This is a genomic window from Chlorobaculum sp. MV4-Y (genome assembly GCF_025244685.1).
Taxonomy (GTDB): domain Bacteria; phylum Bacteroidota; class Chlorobiia; order Chlorobiales; family Chlorobiaceae; genus Chlorobaculum.
On record NZ_CP104202.1, the window covers coordinates 1,825,996 to 1,848,729 of the forward strand.

12 protein-coding genes and 1 pseudogene are annotated in these 22,734 nt (G+C 57.6%); 11 read left to right on the forward strand and 2 right to left on the reverse strand.

Translation table 11 applies throughout. From position 1 onward, the window contains the following. Positions 1-33: 33 nt before the first annotated feature. Entirely contained in the window at positions 34-1,035 is a 1,002-nt protein-coding gene (locus NY406_RS09045; protein WP_260533816.1) for an NAD-dependent epimerase/dehydratase family protein, read from the reverse strand. A gap of 242 nt (positions 1,036-1,277) precedes the next feature. On the opposite strand from NY406_RS09045, the gene NY406_RS09050 reads away from it, so the two are divergent. The 9 genes from NY406_RS09050 (at position 1,278) to cfa (ending at position 19,302) form a co-directional block, all read left to right on the forward strand. Beyond that, positions 1,278-2,480, forward strand: coding sequence for an aminotransferase class I/II-fold pyridoxal phosphate-dependent enzyme (locus NY406_RS09050; protein ID WP_260533818.1), 1,203 nt, complete (start codon positions 1,278-1,280; stop codon positions 2,478-2,480). A 297-nt stretch (positions 2,481-2,777) separates the two neighbouring features. Beyond that, positions 2,778-5,372 (forward strand): TonB-dependent receptor, encoded by a 2,595-nt coding sequence (locus NY406_RS09055; RefSeq protein WP_260533820.1) that lies wholly within the window; start codon positions 2,778-2,780, stop codon positions 5,370-5,372. 486 nt (positions 5,373-5,858) lie between these two features. After that, positions 5,859-9,662: a magnesium chelatase subunit H gene (gene bchH / locus NY406_RS09060; RefSeq protein WP_260533822.1), complete on the forward strand. Its 3,804-nt coding sequence runs from the start codon at positions 5,859-5,861 to the stop codon at positions 9,660-9,662. Positions 9,663-9,965: 303 nt separating this feature from the next. Next, complete coding sequence (locus NY406_RS09065) at positions 9,966-10,373, forward strand: hypothetical protein (RefSeq protein WP_260533824.1); 408 nt, start codon at positions 9,966-9,968, stop codon at positions 10,371-10,373. Positions 10,374-10,575: 202 nt separating this feature from the next. Further along, positions 10,576-14,412, forward strand: a complete 3,837-nt coding sequence (locus tag NY406_RS09070; protein ID WP_260533826.1) for a magnesium chelatase subunit H — start codon at positions 10,576-10,578, stop codon at positions 14,410-14,412. 42 nt (positions 14,413-14,454) lie between these two features. Continuing rightward, positions 14,455-15,153: a magnesium protoporphyrin IX methyltransferase gene (gene bchM, locus NY406_RS09075; protein ID WP_260533828.1), complete on the forward strand. Its 699-nt coding sequence runs from the start codon at positions 14,455-14,457 to the stop codon at positions 15,151-15,153. Between the two features lie 193 nt (positions 15,154-15,346). Further along, positions 15,347-16,987, forward strand: coding sequence for a magnesium-protoporphyrin IX monomethyl ester anaerobic oxidative cyclase (bchE, locus tag NY406_RS09080; RefSeq protein ID WP_260533830.1), 1,641 nt, complete (start codon positions 15,347-15,349; stop codon positions 16,985-16,987). Positions 16,988-17,159: 172 nt separating this feature from the next. Further along, positions 17,160-18,119, forward strand: coding sequence for an aldo/keto reductase (locus NY406_RS09085; RefSeq protein ID WP_260633785.1), 960 nt, complete (start codon positions 17,160-17,162; stop codon positions 18,117-18,119). Between the two features lie 40 nt (positions 18,120-18,159). Next, entirely contained in the window at positions 18,160-19,302 is a 1,143-nt protein-coding gene (gene cfa, locus NY406_RS09090) for a cyclopropane fatty acyl phospholipid synthase (RefSeq protein ID WP_260533832.1), read from the forward strand. Between the two features lie 87 nt (positions 19,303-19,389). On the opposite strand, the gene NY406_RS09095 is transcribed toward cfa, so the two are convergent. Next, complete coding sequence (locus tag NY406_RS09095; RefSeq protein WP_260533834.1) at positions 19,390-19,818, reverse strand: Hsp20/alpha crystallin family protein; 429 nt, start codon at positions 19,816-19,818, stop codon at positions 19,390-19,392. 424 nt (positions 19,819-20,242) lie between these two features. Here NY406_RS09095 and cas3 point away from each other — a divergent pair. Together cas3 and NY406_RS11335 are read left to right on the forward strand one after the other, a co-directional pair. After that, a pseudogene (gene cas3 / locus NY406_RS09100) lies at positions 20,243-21,927 on the forward strand (CRISPR-associated helicase Cas3'); the annotation flags it as partial. A 363-nt stretch (positions 21,928-22,290) separates the two neighbouring features. Continuing rightward, on the forward strand, positions 22,291-22,734 hold the full coding sequence (locus NY406_RS11335; protein WP_411267112.1) for a hypothetical protein: 444 nt from the start codon (positions 22,291-22,293) through the stop codon (positions 22,732-22,734).

Genomic DNA, 22,734 nt, shown 5'->3' on the forward strand with positions numbered 1-22,734 from the left:
AAAAAAGCTGTGGCTTGAGTGAACAGCATTTCTCTACAGCCACCCCTGTTGCTTGTACCATACCAACGTTTCAGCAACACCCTTTTCCAGTGAAATGCCCGCGGTAAACCCGAGTTCCCGCTCCGCTTTTTCCGGGCTGCATACCCAGTAATCCTGCACCAGTTCATTGGCTTTGTCCTGGTTGATCAGAGCCGGACGACCGGTCAGTTTCGCAACGCTGCCGAGCACCGCGCCCAGACCGAACACCAGCGGCTTCGGCAGGTTTATGCGAAGCAGTCGCCTAAAGCCGAGCACCGGACGGGCAGCCGCAACCACCTCATCCCAGGCGTAGCCACGAGGCGAGGTGATGAAGTAGTCCTGACCAACCGCTGCCTCCGAATCAAGCGCGAGCAAAATCCCGTGAATCAGATCATCGACATGAATCATGCTGAAGCGCTGCCGTTTCCCGGGACCTGCCGAGAGCAGATACCCTTTTTTCATCATGGTGAAGACTTCGAGAATATCGCGATCTCCCGGCCCGTAGACGGCAGGCGGGCGGACGATGGTGAGCGGAACGCTTCCGGCGTGCCGCCGCGCCGCCTCTTCGCCGAGCAGCTTGCTGCGCCCGTAGGCGCTCACCGGGCTGGGTCGGTCGCTCTCCCGGACGCCCGGCGAGGGCGACGATGCCGGCCCCATAGCGGCAAGCGACGAGACCAGCAAAAAACGACGAAGTCCCGGATTGTGACGTTTCACCGCTTCGAGCAGGTTTTCGACCGGCGTCACGTTACCCTCGGCAAACCCGGCTTCATCGACCGCTTTAGTCACGCCGGCAAGGTGGATGATCGATGCCACGCCAGAAACGGCTCTGCCGAGAGCCTCCCGATCGCCATAAGCCGCGCGAACCTCTTCTACGTCCTTGCGATATCCCGGCAGCGATGCACTGCGGCTTTCGGGTCTCAGCAGTACCCGCACTCGCTGACCCTGCCTAACGAGAGTATCGACCATTCTCGAACCGATAAAACCGGTCGAACCTGTAACCAGAATCACTCCATCCATAAACATTATCCTCTTTTATCCAGTGATTGCCGTCCTTTACTGCCCGTGCACACCAACAGACAACGCCCTGATGAGCAGACAAAAAACACAGCCCCGTTTATCGAAAAAATGAAATTTTTAATACATTTCTGTTTCATAGCAGAATCCGCAATACTGCTCAAGCCTTGCTAACACGATTTGCGGAAGAGCTCCATCATCAATTTCAAGTGCCTGGCAAAAACGTGGAAGTAAAACCGCAAACTGTGGAAAAAACGAAAGATATATTCAAAAAGTGTGTGGATTTCACCCTTGCCGACGAAGTCAAAGCACTGGGAGTATATCCTTTTTTCCACCCTATAGATGACTCTGAAGGACCGGTAGTCTCTTTCGAAGGCCGAAAATTCGTGATGGCCGGCTCGAACAACTATCTTGGCCTGACCAACGATCCGAGCGTCAAGCAGGCATCAATCGACGCCATCAAGAAATACGGCACAAGCTGTTCCGGTTCGCGCTACATGACCGGCACCGTCAGGCTCCATATCGAACTTGAAGAGCAGCTTGCCGACTTTTTCGAAAAAGAGCGCTGCCTGCTTTTCAGCACCGGCTACCAGACCGGCCAGGGCATCATTCCAACCATCGTGCAGCGCGGCGAGTACATCGTCGCTGACCGCGACAATCATGCGAGCCTAGTAGCGGCATCGATCATGGCGATAGGCGGTGGCGCAAACCAGGTTCGCTACAGGCACAACGATATGGCTGACCTCGAGCGGGTGCTCAAGAACATTCCCGAAAACGCGGGCAGACTGATCGTCTCGGACGGCGTTTTCTCTGTCTCCGGCGAAATCGTCGATCTGCCGCAGCTTGTCGCTCTTGCAAAAAAATACAATGCCCGGATCGTCATCGACGACGCTCACGCCGCTGGCGTCATCGGCAAGGGCGGTCGTGGCACGCCATCCGAATTCGGACTGGTTGACGAAGTTGATCTCATCATGGGCACCTTCTCCAAAACCTTCGGCTCGCTTGGAGGTTACGTTGTCGGTGAGCGCTCGGTGATCAACTACATCAAACACAATGCGTCATCGCTCATCTTCAGCGCCTCGCCGACGCCAGCCAGCGTGGCTGCCGTACTGGCAACACTGAAAATCATCAGGGAACAACCGCAACTGACCGAGCGCCTGATTGCCAATACCGACTACGTCCGCCAGGGACTGCTGAAAGCCGGATTCACGCTTATGCCATCTCGTACGGCGATCGTGACCGTACTGATTGCCGACCAGATGAAAACCCTCGTTTTCTGGAAAAAGCTCTTCGATGCCGGAGTCTATGTCAACGCCTTCATCCGTCCGGGAGTCATGCCCGGTCACGAAGCGCTCAGAACCAGCTTCATGGCCACCCATGAAAAAGAGCACCTCGACAAAGTCATCACCGAATTTGCAACCATAGGACGGGAACTCGGCGTGATATAAGCCGTTAAGCGGATTCACAGAATTTATGCGACAAAGCCCTGCAAAATCTGCGGGGCTTTTTTTCTGCAAACGGACGGTCAGCAAAGCAACATGCTTTGGAGTTTGCGTTAATTCACCATAAATTTACAACATTCTGCACGTTTCTCAACATGATGCGATGATGCGTACGATCAGATACACCGATACCCTCCCTTTTGTGCCGATGAGCAACAGCGGGTCGCAACAGTCAACCACTGCCCGCTGTAATTCCGTGTTTTCCAACGATCACTCAACACCAACAACCCAACACGCACAATCATGAAAAAGCAGCAGGCAAAAAAGGATTCTGGCATGAAAAGGCTCGCGCTTTCGGTGACTTTTCTTGCTTCGTCGCTGGCTCCACTGACAACCTATGGCGCTGATGGTGTTCTGAGAGGACGCGTCACGGACAAGGCAGACGGTGAAGGCGTCGTCGGTGCCGCGGTATCGATCGCCGGCACCAACATCGCAACCGCCACGGACATTGACGGAAACTTTGTGCTCCGGAACGTTCCGGCATCGAAACAGCAGAAAGTCACCGTAACCAGCATCGGTTACGCCCCCACCACCCAGGTCATCACCCTCGGCGACGGCCAGACCGCCACGCTGAACTTCACCCTCGGCCAAACCACCATCATGGCTTCTGAAGTGGTTGTTGGCGCCGCTCTTTACAAACAGGACAGACTCGATGTGCCGGTTACCGCTAACGTAGTCACCAAAGAGCAGATCAAGGAAAAACCAAACCCGACGCTCGATGAGGTCGTTCAAGATGTTCCCGGTGTTGTCGTGAGTCGCGCCGGCGGAACATCAACCTCGACACTGCAGATCCGTGGCTCAAACACATATAATGGTGGCGGTATCGGGACAAGGGTCAATGCGTTCTATGACGGTTTCCCGATTAACAATCCTGAAAGCGGCGAAATCGTCTGGCAGTCGGTCAACATGAACGCCGCCGACAAGGTCGAGGTGCTCAAGGGCGCAGCAGCCACGCTCTACGGCTCCGGCGCGATGGGCGGTGTGGTGAACGTCACGGGTCACATGCCCGAAACCATGGAGATCAAAGCGGGAAGCAGCATCGGATTTTACGACAAGACGCCGTCGAGTGATGAGAGCGAATATCGTAAAGGCTTCACACCGGTATTCTGGAATACCTACGCTGGATTCGGAAACAAGAGCGGCAAATGGACTTACGATTTTCTTTATTCGCACAGTGACGACGACGGCTACCGTCAGAACGCATGGAACTACATGAACGACGTCAAGTTCAAGGCACGGTACGACATCGATTCAAGGCAATACATCCAACTCAGTTCGTTCTACAATGCGACAGTCGGCGGTTATGCCTATCAGTGGGCCTATAACAACAATGTCGCGTTTAATCCAATGACCACCCCTCCTTTCACCATTACACAATCGCCCATTCCCAACAGATCATATGATGTCTTTGTAACATTTTCCGGTGTCACATCTTTTGACCCTGATGGGCCTTTGAATCCTAGCCCGTCTATCACGCTCTATAACCCATTGTATGACGTATATCAAGATGATCTTATCAATCGCAAAAACGGATTGATTGGCCTGAACTATGTCAATATGCTCAGCGATAAACTCTCGCTTGATACGCGCCTGTATTACACGTATAACGCCACTCGTATTGAGTACAACCGGACAGATGCCGACCAGATTTATCCTACAGGAGGGGGTTATCTTACATCACTACTATATGGCGCACCTGTTTCCGCTTATGACAATCCGGCTCTCCCTAGCATCAAAATTCCCGGTCAGTTCAATGAAACAGATGACAACAGGTATGGCGCGGGGGTCAAACTTGACTGGCGCGCAAACGATGCCCATCGATTGCTTTTCGGTGTTGATGGCAACATCGTCGACACCCGGACAACACAGGTGGCTGTCGAGTATCCGGTAAAAGGAGAATTCCACGACATCCAGGAAAAGAACTTCGCTGCGTTCCTCCAGGACGAGTGGAAAATGACTGATAGGCTCACTGCCTTGATGTCTCTTCGTTATGACTGGAGCGGCATCAACAAGGATGAAGTCCAGTTGAAAGATCTCTCTTGGATCCCACTCAACAATAAAAGTGTTGATGCCTTGAGCCCCAGGGTGGCCCTCAACTACAGGGTGGCTGATGACATGGCTCTTCGCGCGTCATGGGGCCGTAGCTTCCGTGCACCGTCGTTATTTGAGCGTTTTGTTCATGAGGCAGGCTTCCTGACTGTTGAACCAAATCCAGACCTTGACAAGGAAACCATGACAGCATGGGAGGCTGGTATTTTCAAGCAGTTCAGCGATAAAGTCTCATTTGACATCGCCGGGTTTATCAACAACTATGATAACCTTATCGAGTCGCGACCTACCGCTGTCCCATTAACCTACATGTATGGCAACATAACCAAAGCTCGCATCTGGGGTATTGAGACAAACCTGAACTACAGACCAAACACAGACTGGAACCTGAGCGTGGGCTATACCTACATGAATGCAAAAAACCGTTCGTTCGATGCATCAAAGGCCACCGCTACAGAACTGAACAACCCGGATCCGGAATGGCTGCCCTATCGGCCTGAGCATACCGCATCGGCCAGCGTGACATGGAAAGCCACAAAAAAGCTGACACTGAACGTCAATGGGCGTTATGTTGGTAAGTACAAAGCTGTTACCTTTTATACAAACCCCGAGGGCGAAAACTATCCCGGCGATTTCGTGGTGTTCAATGCTGGCCTGAAATATCAGTTCAACAAGAACATCAGCGCCACACTGGCCTGCAACAACATTAACAACACGCAGTACGAAGAGGCCGAGTGGTTCCGCGCGCCGAACCGCAGCTTCGTTGCTGGCATCGACCTGACGTACTGATCGGTCATCTCATCGAAATGCCGTCAACCCCGGCACAAAAGCAGAAAGGCTGTCATTGTGGCAGCCTTTCTGTTTTTTCTTCTCGTAACCATTAACATCACCAGCAGATAAAGCCAATCTGAAAGAAACCCGACGGGCATCGATTTTCTTTATTTTTCGACCCGATCACATTTTTACCATTCCTGATTGCTCCAGAGCTTATCCCGGTTTTCACTGACTGCCGTACTCATCACAAACAACTGGCACCGGCAGCCCCTGCATCCTTAACCTTTTTCATTTAGCAACTATCCGGGAACGATCCGAAACTGTTTACCATTATCAGGGTGAATGTTGGATCAACTGGTGAATAATATGGCACAAGCCTGCTGTTTCGCCTGTCGAGCCCGGCAAAAAGCCCCGGACGTGTTTTTAGCCTGTTATATCAAAGCGGGATTTATTACATTACGTGGCCTGAAATACCTCAATCAAAGCACATCTCAGTTATCTATGGGCGACAAAATCCGAATTGCCGCGGTTGTCGGAATGGAACAATGCAACCAGCGCGTATGGCGGGAAGTGAAAGAGTTGGTTGGCCAGCACGCCGAGCTGACCCAGTGGACCGATCAGGATCTCGAACACCAGAACCCGGAGGCAGGCAAGGCGATCCGCGAAGCCGACTGCATCTTCACCACCCTGATACAGTTCAAGAATCAGGCAGACTGGCTTCAGGAGCAGATCAACGACTCGAAGGTCAAGACGATCTTCGCCTACGAGTCGATGCCCGAAGTAATGCATATGACCAAGGTCGGAAATTACGTTGTTTCCGAAGACGGCAGCGGAATGCCCGACATCGTCAAAAAGGTCGCCAAAATGCTCGTCAAAGGCCGCGATGAAGACGCCCTCTACGGCTATATGAAGCTTCTGAAGATCATGCGCACCATGCTGCCGCTGATTCCGAAGAAGGCCAAGGACTTCAAGAACTGGATGCAGGTTTACACCTACTGGATGCATCCGACCGCTGAAAACCTGGCATCGATGTTCAATTACATCATGGCAGAATACTTCGATGTGAACGTAAAAGCTGAAAAAGTTCAGGAGGTTCCGACGATGGGATTCTACCATCCCGATGCGCCGGAGTACATGAAAGACCTGAACCACTACGAAAAGTGGCTGCATAAAAAGAATCGCGACGCCAAGTCCCGCAACAATATCGCGATGCTCTTCTTCCGCAAACACCTCTTGCAGGAGAAGGAGTACATCGACAACACCATCCGCGCCATCGAAGCCAAGGACCTCAACCCCCTGCCGGTGTTCGTGATGGGCGTCGAGGGCCACGTCGCTGCCCGCGAGTGGTTCACCCACACCAAGATTGACATGCTCATCAACATGATGGGCTTCGGCTTTGTCGGCGGACCTGCCGGCGCAACCACGCCGGGCGCTTCTGCTGCCGCGCGCGAGGAGATTCTCGGCAAGCTCAACGCGCCGTACGTCGTCTCCCAGCCGCTCTTCATCCAAGACATCAACTCGTGGAAAACGCAGGGTGTCGTGCCGTTGCAGTCGGCCATGACCTATGCCCTTCCGGAGATGGACGGCGCGGTCTGCCCCGTTGTGCTTGGCGCGATCAAGGATGGCCGCCTGCACACCGTGCCCGACCGCCTCGAACGCCTCGCCACGCTCGCCAAGAAATTCTCCGAGTTGCGCCACACCGCGAACCGCGACAAGAAGGTGGCGTTCGTGGTCTACGACTATCCACCCGGCATGGGTCGTAAAGCCAGCGCCGCGCTGCTTGACGTGCCGAAGAGCATCTACAAGATGTTGCAGCGCCTCCAGAGCGAGGGCTACAATGTCGGCGAACTGCCTGAGTCCCCGGAAGCGCTGCTCGCCATGCTCGACAAAGCGACCGATTACGAAATTCAGGCGCACGAACCGGATTGCTTCGCCATCGACCGTGCGACCTTCAACGCCATCACCACCGACCGCGAGCGCGAACGCATCGAGGCCCGTTGGGGCGGCTTCCCCGGCGAGATTGCCCCGGTCGGCGTTGACAAGATGTTCCTCGGCGGCCTCACGCTCGGCAACGTCTTTATCGGCGTCCAGCCGCGCCTTGGCATCCAGGGCGACCCGATGCGCCTGCTCTTCGACAAGGAGAACACGCCGCACCACCAGTACATCGCCTTCTACCGCTGGATCAGCCGCGAATTCGGCGCGCACGCCCTCGTGCATGTCGGAATGCACGGCACAGTCGAGTGGATGCCCGGCCTTCAGCTCGGCGTCACCGGTGACTGCTGGCCAGACGCGTTGCTCGGCGAAGTGCCGCACTTCTACATCTACCCGGTCAACAACCCGAGCGAGGCAAACATCGCCAAGCGCCGCGGCTACGCGACCATGATTTCGCACAACATTCCCCCGCTCTCCCGCGCCGGTCTCTACAAAGAGCTGCCGACCTTCAAGGATATGCTCAACGACTACCGCGAGCGCGGCCTCGAAAAAATCGTCGATGTCGAAACCGAGATGGCCATCCTCGAAAAGGCCGAAAACCTCAACCTGACCGACGACTGCCCGAGACTCGAAGGCGAACCGTTCAGCGACTACATCAGCCGCCTGTACATCTATCTGCTCGAACTCGAAACCAAGCTCATCTCGAACGCGCTGCACGTGTTCGGCGAAACTCCGGAGATGGCCACCCAGGTCACCACGATCTCCGAGTACCTGAAGGTTCGCGGCAACGAACGCTCGCTGCCATCGGTCATCATGCAGGCAATTGGCGAAAGCGAAACCTGGGGCGACTATGCCACACTGGCCACCAAAGCCCGCAAAGGCGATCCGAAAGCACTCAAGGTAAGAGAGAAGGTTGACGACATCACCAGAGAGTTCATTGAGCAGACCATCTTCGGCAATTCGAATGCCGCAAACGTCTTCAGCGTGCTCACAGGCGGCGCGAAGGCCAACGAAGAGATGGCCGCCGCCATCAACTCCGCCCTTCAGGAAGGTGCTGCTCTCAAGCAAGGGCTTCAAGATAACAGCCACGAAATGCAGAGCCTGGTGCGCGCCCTGAACGGCGAGTACCTGCCTTCAGGCCCCGGCGGCGACCTGGTGCGCGACGGTGCGTCCGTCTTGCCGACCGGCCGCAACATCCACGCCATCGACCCATGGAGAATCCCGTCGGAGCTGGCCTTCAAGCGCGGCAAGCAGATCGCCGACACGATCATCCAGAAGCATCGCGACGAGAACAACGGCGAGTATCCCGAAACCATCGCGCAGGTGCTCTGGGGTTTAGACACCATCAAGAGCAAGGGCGAAGCCGTGGCGGTCATCATCTCGCTCATGGGCGCGGAACCGGCCTATGACGCGCAGAACAAGATCAGCCACTACCGCCTCATTCCGCTCGAAAAGCTCGGACGCCCGAGAATCGACGTCCTGATCCAGATCAGCTCGATCTTCCGCGACACCTTCGGCGTGCTGGTCGATCACCTCGACAGGCTGGTCAAGGACGCCGCCAAGGCGATCGAACCCGCCGAGATGAACCACATCAAGAAGCATGTCGATGAGGCCCTCGCCCAAGGCAAGGACTTTGAAAGCGCCACCTCGCGCCTCTTCACCCAGGCTCCCGGCACCTACGGATCGCAGATCGACGAGCTGGTCGAGGACTCCGCTTGGGAGTCCGAGGAGGATCTCGACAACATGTTCGTCAAGCGCACCGGCTTTGCCTACGGCGGCAACCGCTACGGCGACGAACAGTCAGACATTCTCAAGAATCTGCTCGGCACCGTCGATCGCGTCGTGCAGCAGGTGGACTCGGCGGAGTACGGCATTTCCGACATTGACCGCTACTTCTCCTCATCGGGCGCGCTTCAGCTTTCGGCTCGCCGCCGCAACCCGAAAGGCGACAACGTCAAGCTGAACTATGTCGAGACCTACACGGCCGACATCAAGGTTGATGACGCTGAAAAAGCGCTCAAAGTGGAGTTCCGCACCAAGCTGCTCAACCCGAAATGGTTCGAGGGCATGCTGGCGCAGGGCCACAGCGGCGCGACCGAAATCAGCAACCGCTTCACCTACATGCTCGGCTGGGACGCCGTCACCAAGGGCGTTGACGACTGGGTGTACAAGGAGGCCGCCGAAACCTACGCCTTCGATCCGGCCATGCGCGACAAGCTGATGAAGCTCAACCCGAAAGCCTTCAAGAACATCGTCGGCAGAATGCTCGAAGCGAGCGGCCGCGGCATGTGGTCAGCCGATCCCGACACCATCGAGAAGCTTCAGGAGATCTACTCCGATCTGGAAGACCGTCTCGAAGGCATTGAGGTTTGACGTATCTGAACATCGATTAAAAAAGAAGGGCGCTAAAACAGTAGCCCTTCTTTTTTTGCCCTCACCTTGTCGAATAAAATATATTACGTCTGGGACACAGCGAAAAGGCGAGAAACACCCGATTGACAGGTGCAGGCGCCTTCACTTTCAAGACTTTGTTTCATATATTAATAGTGCTTAAAAGCATATCATCCTTCTGTAATCAGTCGGCATTCCGAACGAAAGACTGCACTCACCGGTATGGCGTAGCAGCAACAAACTATTGCGCAGACCAGGTCAGTAGCGCGCTCATAGAATCAGTATATGCATACCCGAAAACATAGCGTCGGTAGCAGTATTCTCCGCGCTCTTGAGATAGCGCTGTTTTTTGCAATCTCGGTGCTCGGATACAGCCTGCTGCTCAAAGCATCCTCATTCAACGCCAAATCGAAAAACCGTGACCGCGAATCGATCGTTGTCCAGAACGCTGTCGATCTGAACGGACGGCACCGCGAACTAAAGGTACTCTCCGGCACACTGCTCTTGCCGCACGATACAAAAGTCGCTCTGCCGAACAGAAGCGCCTTTGCCGGCCAGGCTGTTGCTGCCATCCATCCATTGCCGCATCTCATCCTTGCTGTCAAAGAACTTACGCTCCGCTATCGCAACGGCAACAACAGAATATCCCGCCCCTACAACCTTCTCGAACAGAATCCTGTCCTGCTGAATTAGCCCCGGAACACGGTGCAGCACCAACGCTTTGCCAAATGGCAGTCGCAGCTGCTGCATTCATCAGCGTGTGGTGCGACATCAGCCATATTTTGGTGTCAGTCTTATGCCGCTTGTCAAACTACATCTTGATTGATACGCCATATGACCGAAAAATGGTTTTTCGGGAAAGTTCTTATGAATGCAGGGTAACGGGATCTGATTTATGCGATTTCTGTTCATCACCATGGAGCCGACCAACAACAGCGTGCTCAAGTCGGCGGCAGCCGAGCTGAACCGCGAGTTTGGTCTCGATCTCGATGTTTCCATCTTCAACCTCGGCCTGAACCATGGCCGCCATACCTGGGAGAAGCTCGAACGGGAAATTCCCGGAGCTGATTTCATCTTCGGCTCAATGCTCTTCAGCGAGGAGATTGTCCGCCCGCTTGAAGAGCTGCTCGCAACCGCCGCCTGCCCGGTCTGCATGATTACGAGCAATCCGGCGCTCATCAACCAGACGAGAGTCGGCAAGTTCTCGCTCCAGAAAAACGCTGAGGAGGAGAAGCAGCAAAGCATCTTCAAGCAGCTCGCCTCGAAGCTCAAACCGGCGAACAGCAGCTCCGAAAGCCAGCGGCAGCTCTCGCTGGTGCGCAACGTCGGCAAGCTGATGAAGCACATCCCCGGCAAGGCGCGCGACATCCACACCTTCATCTCGGCACACCAGTTCTGGCTCAACGGATCGAAGGAGAACATGCGGCGATTCCTCTGCCTGCTCATCGACCGGTACATTCCGGGCTACAAGGGCAAGCTTCCGCAGAACGACCCGATCTTCTATCCCGACACCGCTCTGTACCATCCCGATGCGGGCAAGCCTTTTTCTACGACCTTTGAACTCAGGGAGTGGCAGGAGAAGCACCAGCCTGCAAAAGGTGCGGGCCGGGTGGCAATTCTGGTCATGCGCGCCACGCTGCTCTCCGAGAACATGCAACACATCATCAACCTGCTCCGCGAGCTCGAATCGCGTGACGTGCAGTGCTGCATCGCCTACAGCGGCGGTCTCGATTTCCGCCCGGCACTCGAAGGCTTTTTCGATCCCGCCAGCAGCGAATCAATGTCCATCGATCTTATTATCAACGCCACAGGATTCTCGCTCGTGGGCGGCCCGGCCGAGACCCGGTCGGCGGAGGCGGTCGGCATTCTGAAAAAGATCGGCGTGCCCTGCCTCAACCTGATTCCGCTCGCCTTCCAGCCAATCAGCCAGTGGAAAGAGAACAACCTCGGCCTCACGCCGTTGCAGACCGCGTTGTGCGTGGCCGTACCGGAGCTCGACGGTGCCATCGAACCGCACGTCTTCGCGGGACTCGAAGAAGGAAGCGACCGCACCCTGCCGCTCAAATCCGAGACCCGCGCCCTGGCTGACCGGATCACACGGCTGATAAGGCTGCGCAAAAAGTCGAATACGGAGAAAAAGCTTGCCATCGTACTCTTCAACTTCCCGCCAAACCTCGGCAACGCAGGCACGGCTGCCTTCCTCGATGTGTTCGAGAGCTTGCTGCAGTTGATGCACAAGCTGAAAAACGAAGGATACGACATCGACCTCCCGGCGTCGATCGATGATCTGCGCAACAAGCTGCTCGAAGGCAACCGGCTGGTCTTCGGCACGGACGGCAACGTGGCGGCGCACTACCCGGTCGAAGAGTACCGGAAGGCGTTTCCGGCCTACGAGCGGATCGAGCCGTTCTGGGGCGACGCGCCGGGCGAGCTGCTCAACGACGGCAGCCGCTTCCACATTCTCGGCGCGATGTTCGGTAATCTCTTCGTCGGCCAGCAGCCCTCGTTCGGCTACGAGCGCGACCCGATGCGCCTGCTCATGGCCAAGGACGCCGCGCCGAACCATGCCTTCGCGGCATTCTACACCTGGCTCGACCGCGAGTTCGGCGCGGACGCGCTCTTGCACTTCGGCACACACGGAGCGCTGGAGTTCATGTCGGGCAAGCAGGTCGGCCTGTCGCAGGAGTGCTGGCCGAAGCGGCTGATCGGTGGACTGCCGCACTTCTACTGTTACTGCGTCAACAACCCGAGCGAAGCAGCGATAGCCAAGCGCCGAGGCTTCGCGACGCTCGTCAGCTACATGGCTCCACCGCTCGAACACGCCGGGCTCTACAAAGGGATGCGCCAGCTCCGTGAGCTGGTCGGCGCTTGGCGCAGCCGTCCTACCGCCGAAGCACTGGAACAGATTCGCGAGATGGCCAGAACACTTGACCTCGACTGCCCGTCTGAAACGATAAGCGACGAGGAGTACGTCACCTGGCTCAACAACGAGCTTTACCTCATCGAGGAGCGCATGATTCCACTCGGCCTGCACGTGCTTGGCCAGGCGCCATCAGCCGAAAGCCTCGTGGACAACCTTGCACTGCTGGTCAGCCACTCCCGCCCTGAACTCGATAACCGCTCGCTGCCAGAGCTGGTCTGCGCCGGTCTGCGCCTTGACTACGACAGACTGATCGAGCACCACGAGGAGGAGATGCAGCTACGCGAATCGTGGCAGAAGGTCACCTCGGTCTGCCACGAAGCGGTCAAGCGTTTCGTCGGCAAACTTCCGGAGACGCTTCCCGGAGGCGTCAGCACCGCCGCCTTCCTCGAAGGAACGCTCCCCGTCCGCATGAACGAGGCAAACACGTGGCTCCAGAAATCGGCGGCCATCAAACCCCGGCAGCTCGACAAGCTCTGGCACTTCCTGAACGGCATTCTTGCCGCCATGCTCGAAAACCGCGAGATCGAAGCAGTCACGCAGGCGCTTGCCGGAGCCTACATCCCGCCATCGCCGGGCAACGACCTGGTGCGCAACCCGGCCATCGTGCCAACGGGACGCAACATCCACAGCCTCGATCCCTACAGCATTCCGACGCCCTTCGCAACAAAGGCTGGCCAGCGTTCAGCCGAAGAGCTGGTGGAGCAATATCGACGCGAAACCGGCGAGCTTCCGGAGTCGATTGCGCTCATCCTCTGGGGCACCGACAACCTGAAGAGCGACGGCGAAGGCGTGGCACAGGCGCTTGCGCTCGTCGGCGCGAGGACCAAAACCGACGAACTCGGCAAGATCGGGGACGTGGAGCTGATCCCGCTCGAAAAGCTCGGACGGCCACGCATCGACATCGTCGTGACGGTCAGCGGCATTTTCCGCGACCTGCTCTCCCACCAGGTGCGCCTGCTCGACCGCGCCGTGCGTCTGGCGGCAGCGGCGGAAGAGCCGGAGTCGATGAACTTCGTCCGCAAGCACGTGCTCCAGCAGGCTGCTGAACTCGGGATCTCCACGGACGAAGCGGCAGGCAGAATCTACTCCAACGCCCCCGGCAGCTATGGCTCGAACGTCAATCACCTCGTCGAAAGCAGCACCTGGGAGGAGGATGTGCAGCTCGCCGACGCCTTCGTCAACCGCAAGAGCTTCGCGTTCTCGCCGGAGGGCGACTGGCAGGAAAGTCCTGAAATCCTCCGATCCGCCCTGAAAAATGTTACATTGACCTTTCAAAATATCGACAGTTTCGAGATCGGATTGTCTGATATTGACCACTATTATGAGTATCTTGGCGGCGTCTCGAAATCGGTCGAACTGCTCGGCGGCGCGAAGCCGAAGGTCATGGTCGGCGACAACGACGGATTCGGCAAGGGCCAGAAAATCCGCTCGCTGGAGAGCATGGTCGCCCTCGAAGCCCGCACCAAGCTCCTGAACCCGAAGTGGTACGAGGCCATGATCAAACATGGCTACGAAGGGGTGCGAGAGATCGAGGCGCACCTGACCAACACCTACGGGTGGAGCGCGACAGCCTCGGCGGTCAAAAACTGGACCTACCAGCAGTTCACGGAGACCTTCCTGCTGGACCGCGAAATGCTGGAGCACATTTCGGCACTCAACCCCAACGCCACCATGTCGATGACCCGACGGCTGCTCGAAGCCAGTTCGAGAGGCTTCTGGGAGGCCGACGAAGGCACAATCGAACAGTTGCAGGAGCTGTACGAAGAACTTGAAACAAAAATCGAAGGCGCTCACAACCCGGAGGTTTGACCGGGCGCGAGCAACAACCAACATCAACCACGAAACAGCACCATGAGCAGCCCATCATTCAACGTCGAAGAACACAAAAAGATGCTTCAGTCCTATTTCAATGGCCAGGGCTTCCAGCGCTGGGCATCGATTTACGGCGACGACAAGCTCTCCACCGTCCGCTCCACCGTGCGGCAGGGCCACGCGGTCATGATGGACAAGGCGTTTGAATGGCTCCAGAAAACCGGCCTGCCCAAAGGCTCTAAAATTCTCGATGCCGGATGCGGCACCGGCCTGTTCACCATCCGCCTCGCCAAGAGCGGCTACCGCGTCAAGGCAGCTGACATCGCCGAGCAGATGGTCAACAAAACCCGCGAGGATGCCGAAAAAGCTGGTGTAGCTGACAACGTCGAGTTTGAAGTAAATTCCATCGAGTCGGTGTCGGGTACGTTCGACGCCGTCGTCTGTTTTGACGTACTGATCCACTACCCGGCGGAAGGATTCGCCCATGCATTCAGCAACCTGGCGGGCCTCACCAAAGGGCCGATCATCTTCACCTACGCCCCGTTCAACAACATCCTCGCCTTCCAGCACTGGATCGGTGGCTTCTTCCCGAAAAAAGAGCGCCGCACCACCATCCAGATGATCAAGGACAGGGAGATGCAGCGGGTGCTCGGCGAACTCGGTCTCAAGATTGTCAGCCAGCAGAAGATAAGCTTCGGCTTCTATCACACGATGCTGATGCATGTTGATCGTCGCTGAGCGAATTAAGACCGTGCAAAGCCCGTTAAGGGGCACGGATGCTGAATTCAGCGCAGGAATTTTAGGGAATAAGTTGTAAATTAAAAGTTCAAGAAATTTTTTACCGCGTGCGCGGTGTTGCATGATAAGCGTGTAACGACATGCCGATACAACAGAAATCGTACACAACAACCTATCCGGAGGGTGGAAACAGATGAAGATTCTGATGATTCAGCCGAATTATCACTCAGGCGGCGCCGAAATTGCAGGCAACTGGACGCCAAGCTGGGTTGCCTACATCGGCGGAGCTTTGAAGCAGGCTGGCTTCAATCAGGTAAAATTTGTGGATGCAATGGCCGACGACTTGCCGGACGAGACCATTGAGGAGATCATCCGCAAAAACCAGCCGGATGTGGTAATGACCACCAATATCACCCCGTCGATCTTCAAGGCGCAGGACATCATGAAGATCGCCAAGAAGGTCAACAAGAATATCCGCACCATCATGGGCGGCATTCACTCCACCTTCATGTACCCGCAAGTGCTCACCGAGGCGCCAGAGACCGATTACGTCGTTCGCGGCGAAGGTGAAGAGGTGACCGTCAACCTCATGAAGGCAATCGCGGCAGGCAACGACAAAGAGACCCGTGGCGACATCACCGGTATCGCCTACATCGATGAAAAAGGTGAAGTGTTCGCCACGGCCGCCCACCCGGTCATCGAAGACCTCGATACGCTGTCGCCAGACTGGAGCCTCTACGACTGGGACAAGTACATCTACACCCCTCTGAACTGCCGTCTGGCCGTTCCGAACTTCGCCAGAGGCTGCCCCTTCACCTGCACCTTCTGCTCGCAGTGGCAGTTCTGGCGCCGGTACCGCGCCCGTAGCCCGAAGAATTTCGTCGATGAGATCGAAATTCTGGTCAAGAAATACAACGTGGGCTTCTTCATCCTTGCCGACGAAGAGCCAACCATCAACAAGCAGAAGTTCGTTTCGCTCTGCCAGGAACTCATCGACCGCAAGCTCGACGTCACCTGGGGCATCAACACCCGCGTGACCGACATCATGCGCGACGAAGACCTGCTGCCGTTCTACCGCAAGGCCGGTCTGGTTCACGTCTCGCTCGGCACCGAGGCTGCCAGCCAGATGAACCTGAACCGTTTCCGCAAGGAGACCACCATCGAGGAGAACAAGTACGCCATCAAGCTGCTCCAGAAGAACGGCATCGTGGCCGAAGCGCAGTTCGTGATGGGCCTCGAGCACGAAACCCCGGAGACCATCGAAGAGACCTACCAGCTTTGCAAGGACTGGGATCCGGACATGGCCAACTGGACGATCTACACTCCGTGGCCCTTCTCCGACCTCTTCAAGGAGCTTGGCGACCGCGTCGAAGTGCGCGACTACTCGCGCTACAACTTCGTTTCGCCGATCATCAAGCCCGACAACATGGAGCGCGAGGATGTGCTCAAGGGCGTGCTGAAATCGTACGGACGCTTCTATGCCCGCAAGACCTTCTTCAGCTACCCGTGGATCAAGGATCCGTATGTGCGCAAGTACATGCTCGGCTGCCTGAAGGCTTTCGCGCAGACCACGCTCACCAAGCGTTTCTACGACATCGACCGCGTCAAGACCAAGAACCGCAAGATCGAGATCGACCTTGGCTTCGACCAGTCGAGAATCCTGACGCAGGCCGAGGCGAAGAACCTGAAAGAGCTGAGGCCCGAAATGGTTGCCGACATGAGCTTCGGCCTCAAGGAAGCCGGCTATCAGCGCGAACACCAGGAGCACAACTGGGACGAGTTCGACGAATCAACGATCAAAGATCGTACATCCAGCACCGTCCGCAACTGCTGATCGAAAGCGGCAACATCAACAAAAACCCTCCGAACTCCGGGGGGTTTTTTATTTTTCTGATTCTCCCCTCTCTCAATCATACCGGAACGAACAGGCGACAGAAAGAAATTTCATAGTGGTAAGTGATATACTCAAGACCTTCACGACTTTTTTCAACAAACACTACCTGATCATGAAAAAGCGACTATTGGGAACGACGGATATGGAGATCACGCCGGTCGGGTTCGGCTGCTGGGCTATCGGCGGATCGAACTGGGCCTATGGATGGGGCTCCCAGAGCGACCGTGATGCTGTAGAGGCGATTGAGAAAGCTGTGGAGCTTGGCATCAACTGGATCGACACGGCGGCGGTTTACGGTCTCGGACATGCCGAAGAGCTTGTCGGCAAAGCGTTGCGAGGCCTCGAAAAAAAGCCCTTCGTCTTCACCAAGTGCGGCCTTGTCTGGGACGACGCCCGCGCCATCAGCAACAACCTCAAGGCTGACTCGATCCGCCGGGAGTGCGAGGCAAGTCTGCAACGCCTTGGAACCGACCACATCGATCTGTACCAGATTCACTGGCCGAATCCGGAGACGGAGATCGAGGATGCGTGGCAGGAGATGACGCAGCTTCAGGAGGAGGGGCTTGTGCGGCACATCGGCGTCTCGAATTTCAACGTCCCGCAGATGGAGCGAGCCGCCGCAATCGCCCCGATCGCTTCGCTGCAACCGCCCTACTCGATGCTGCGGCGAGCAATCGAAACTGAGATTCTGCCTTACTGCGAGCAGCACCAGATCGGCGTCATCGTCTATTCGCCGATGCTTTCGGGAATGCTCACCGGCGCGATGACGCGCGAACGGGCACTGAACCTTCCGGCGGACGACTGGCGGCGCAACAACAAAGAGTTCCAGGAGCCACGCCTCTCCGCCAATCTCGAACTGGTCGAACTGCTGCGGCGCATCGGCAAGCGGCATGACGCCTCTCCGGGCGAGGTCGCCATCGCCTGGACGCTCCGCCATCCGGCGGTCACGGCGGCGATTGTCGGCGGGCGCACCGCGGCGCAGGTCGAGGGCACGGCAGGAGCCGCCAGCCTCGCGCTTTCGGAACGCGAGATCGTAGAAATTGAAGCCTTTCTCGCTTCCATGCCCACATAAACGCACAAAAAACAGCTACGCCAACCTCACAGGAGAAGCTATGAGTGGCATTTACGAAAGCAAACTGCGAGCGCTGCTCGAATCGGCGGGCATCGCCGTCGGGGGCAGGAATCCGTGGGACATCACCGTCCACAACCCCCGCTTCTACAAGCGCGTCGTCACCGAGTCGCATCTTGGCATCGGCGAATCGTACATGGACGGCTGGTGGGATTGCCCGGCGCTCGACCAGTTCTTCTACCGCATTCTTCGCTCACGGCTCGACACGAAGGTTTCGCAAGCAAGCCGCGCCCTCGGCAACATCCTCGGCGTTCTGGTCAACCTGCAAAAACCCTCGCGCGCCTTCACCGTCGGCGAAGTGCACTACAACGTGGGCAACGATCTGTACGAGGCGATGCTCGACAAGCGTATGCTCTACAGTTGCGGCTACTGGAAAGAGGCCCGCGACCTCGACGAAGCGCAGGAGAACAAGCTTCGCCTCATCTTCAACAAGCTCGACCTCGCGCCCGGCATGCGGGTGCTCGATATCGGCTGCGGCTGGGGCGGCGCGGCGCGCTTCGCGGCGGAGCACTACGGCGTGAGCGTCACCGGCGTCACGGTTTCGAGCGAGCAGAAGAAGATGGCCGACGAGCTACGAAACAACCTCCCGGTCGAGGTGCGGCTCGTCGATTACCGCCAGCTCGACGGCAGCTTCGACCGGATTTACTCCATCGGCATGTTCGAGCATGTCGGCGTAAAAAACTACCGGCGCTTTTTCGAGATCACCCGCAACTGCCTCAAGCCTGACGGCCTGTTCCTCCTGCACACCATCGGCAGCAAGCGCTCCTCGACCCACACCGACAAGTGGACGCACAAGTACATCTTTCCCAACTCCATGCTCCCGTCGGCCCGGCAGATCACCACCGCCGCCGAGGGGCAGCATCTCATCGAAGACTGGCACGCCTTCGGCAACGACTATGACCACACCCTCATGGCCTGGCACCGGAACTTCGAAGAGCACTGGCCACGTCTTCGCCACGCTTACGACGAACGATTCTACCGCATGTGGCGCTACTACCTGCTCAGCGCCGCCGGATCGTTCCGCGCCCGAAACGTCCAGCTCTGGCAAATCCTCTTTTCCAACAACGGGATCACGGGCGATTATTACGTGCCGAGAGAGCACAAAAAAGTCTTGGTGAAAAACTGACGGACACGAGCAAATAGCCATCGTCTGGCCATAAAAAAACCCCGCATCGAAGACGCGAGGCTGGGAAGAAATCTGATTTCTGGTGGATCAACTGACGGCGATCTCTTTACTCTTTTTCTCTTCCGGCTCCTTTTTCGGGACGACGATCTTGAGTACGCCATTGTCGTAGTTGGCCGTAATGTTGTCGGCATCCACGTTATCGCCGATGGTGAAGCTTCTCGACAGGCTTCCCCATGAGCGTTCGACGCGGTGGTAGTTCTTCTTTTTCTCCTCCTCTTCCTGAGTGCGTTCAGCACAGATACTGATGACGTCATCCGCCATCGTCACCTTCACATCCTCCTTCTTCACACCCGGAATATCGGCTGAGATATAGATAGCCTTTTCATCTTCACTGATATCCACCTTGAAGGTCGGGGCGATCATCGAGCCCATCGAACTGATGAACGGCGTCATCTTTTCGTTGAACACATCTTCAAACATCTTCAGGGGGTCCCTTCCATAAAGCTTCAGGTTCATGGTTCAGCTCCGTTTATCGGTTCATAAAAATGTTTGACAACTACAAGTGAATACGTCTCATGTAAACACATTTCCACCCGCAAAAATTCCTTTCCACCTCTTCGAGGAACCACTTCAAAATGATGTGACCAATCCGGAGCGAAAATGAAATCTCACCTTTTTGCCTTGCGTGTATTTTTTTCGCACAGGAGAATTCATATTTCGGAGAACCGATTTTTTACATTCAATTTATCACCCCAACCCACACACGCCAGCAGTTCCGGCTCATTGTGGCCCAGTTGACCGTTTCGTGTTTTGCATGAAAACGCCGTTCAAACCTCACGACCTGACCGCCATGCGATACCCCAAATCCAACAGAAAGCCGGAGGCTCCGGCTGAACATCCGCCACTGCCGCTCGAAAGCTGCCTGGCCAAATCGCGAAAAATGGATGCCCTGCGCTCCATTGCCGGGCGAACGGTGTTCGACCACTGCCGCATCGCGGGCGAAGTGGCGCGGGAGCTGATCGCCCGCTCGCCCACCTTTCTGCGCGAGCCGTTCTTCCCCAGCGGCTCCGCGCTCGTCGCCGCCTGCCACGACCTCGGCAAAGTCTGCCCAACCTTCCAGCAAAAAATCCACTCGGCGATTGAAAACCCCGATCCCGCAATTCTCGCCGTACTGCGCGGCGCAGATCCGTCGCTCGAAAGCCAATGGGACGGACACGCGGGCGTGAGTCAGTGCGCTCTCGAAGCGCTGAAAGCAGGCAAAGCCGTCGCCGCGATTGCCGGGTGCCACCACGGCTACGCGCCGAACATCGGCGGACGAGCCGCCGATGCGGAGCAGTTCGGCGGCCCGGCGTGGCAAGACCTGCGGGCGCGGCTTTTGGCGTTGCTCATGGAGGCGACGGGCGAGCGGTTCCCAGAAATCCGCGATCCGCTGCACGCCCGCGTGCTGGCCGGGCTGACCTCCGTGGCGGACTGGATCAGCTCCGGCGCGGCCTTCGACGACCCCGGCGAGCCGTGGCAGGAGCGCGTCGCCGCCGCCGTCGATACCGCCGGATTCACGCCGCCGCGCCTCGCGCCGGGGCTGTCGTTCCGGGAGATTTTCGACTTCGAGGCGCGCCCAATCCAGCGCAGCCTGATCGAGGCGGCCTGTTGCCCCGGCGTCTATATCCTCGAAGCGCCGATGGGCATCGGCAAAACCGAAGCCGCGCTCTACGCCGCCTATGCCCTCGTTTCGGCTGGAGCGGCACGCGGCATCTACTTCGCCTTGCCGACGCAACTGACCTCCAACCGCATCCACGAGCGGGTCGAGCGCTTCCTCGAACGGGTGCTCGAACCGGACTCTCCCCACCGGGCCGCGCTGCTCCTGCACGGCAACGCCTGGTTGCGGGAGTTCGACCTCGGCGCAGACGCCGCTCCCGGCTGCTCGTGGTTCAGCTCCGCCAAGCGCGGGCTGCTCGCCCCCTTCGCCGTCGGCACCGTCGATCAGGCGCTGATGGCCTCGATGAATGTCAAGCACGGCTTCGTGCGCGCCTTCGGCATCGCGGGCAAGGTGGTCATTCTCGACGAAGTCCACAGCTACGACGCCTACACCGGCACGATTCTCGACCGGCTGGTCGAGGAGTTGCGAAAGCTGCGTTGCACGGTCATCATCCTCAGCGCCACGCTCACCGGCGAGCGCCGGAGCGCCTTGCTCGGCGCGGCCCGAAGCGCGGAGGCGGCCTACCCGCTCATCACCGCCTTGCCCGCCGATGCGCCGGAGCCGCTGGAGGTCGCGCCGGAGACGCCCGCCGGAAACCGCGTCGCCATCCGCCAGACACTCGACTGCGAGGAGGCGCTCGGCGAAGCGCTCGACCGTGCGGATTCCGGCCAGCAGGTGCTCTGGATCGAAAACACCGTCAGCGAAGCGCAGGAGGCGTTAAAACGTCTCGCCGACCGCTGTGCGAGCATGGGAATCGAGTGCGGCCTGCTTCACTCTCGCTTCATCCACCGCGACCGCGAGGCGCTCGAAAAAATCTGGGTGACGCGCTACGGCGCTGATGGCGCGCAAGCGCGGCGCGAGCGGGGGCGGGTTCTCGTCGGCACGCAGGTGCTGGAGCAGTCCTCGACATCGACGCCGACTTCCTCGTCACGCGCCTCTGCCCCACCGACATGCTCTTGCAGCGCATCGGGCGCTTGTGGCGGCACAGCTTCCACCAGCGCCCCGCCGGAGCAAGGTGCGAGGCGTGGATCGTCAGCGCGGAATTTGAGGCCGCCGAGCAGAATCCCGGCGAAGCGTTCGGCAACAGCGCGAAGGTCTATAGCCCCTACGTGCTCTTGCGCACGCTTCAGGCGTGGAGCGGCGTCCAGACGCTTTCGCTGCCGGGCGACATTCGCGGCCTGCTCGAACGCACCTACGAAGCGAAGCCGGAGAGCGAGGCGATGGCAAAGCACAAAGCCGACCTCCAGCGGCGAAAGGAGATACTCGAAAACTTTGCGCTACAGAGCGTCTCGTTGGACCTCCTCGAAAAGCCCGACACCAATGTTGCCACCCGCTACAGCGACATCGACAGCGTCGAGCTGCTCCTGCTGCAATCGGTCAGCCACAACCATGCGGCGGGCGAAACCACGGCGACGCTGCTCGACGGCGAAAAGCTGACCCTGCCACACGAATTCGCCGCTGGGCGAAAACGGGAGCAGCGCCAGCTCGCCGCCCGGCTCGCCACGCAAACGCTTCAGGTGGCCGATTACTCCGCTCCCGCCGACCCCGGACGCAAAGCGCTCTCGTGGCTCAAGCCCTACTTCTACCTCGGCGACCCGTCGAAGAGCGAAAGCCTGTTGCGCGTCGCCATCGTGGGCGAGGACGGCCAACTGAAGCTGCCCGGCGGCGGCGCGGCGTCCGGCGAATACGAACTGAGTTACAACCCCCGTTTGGGCTACCAGTACAAAAAACGATAA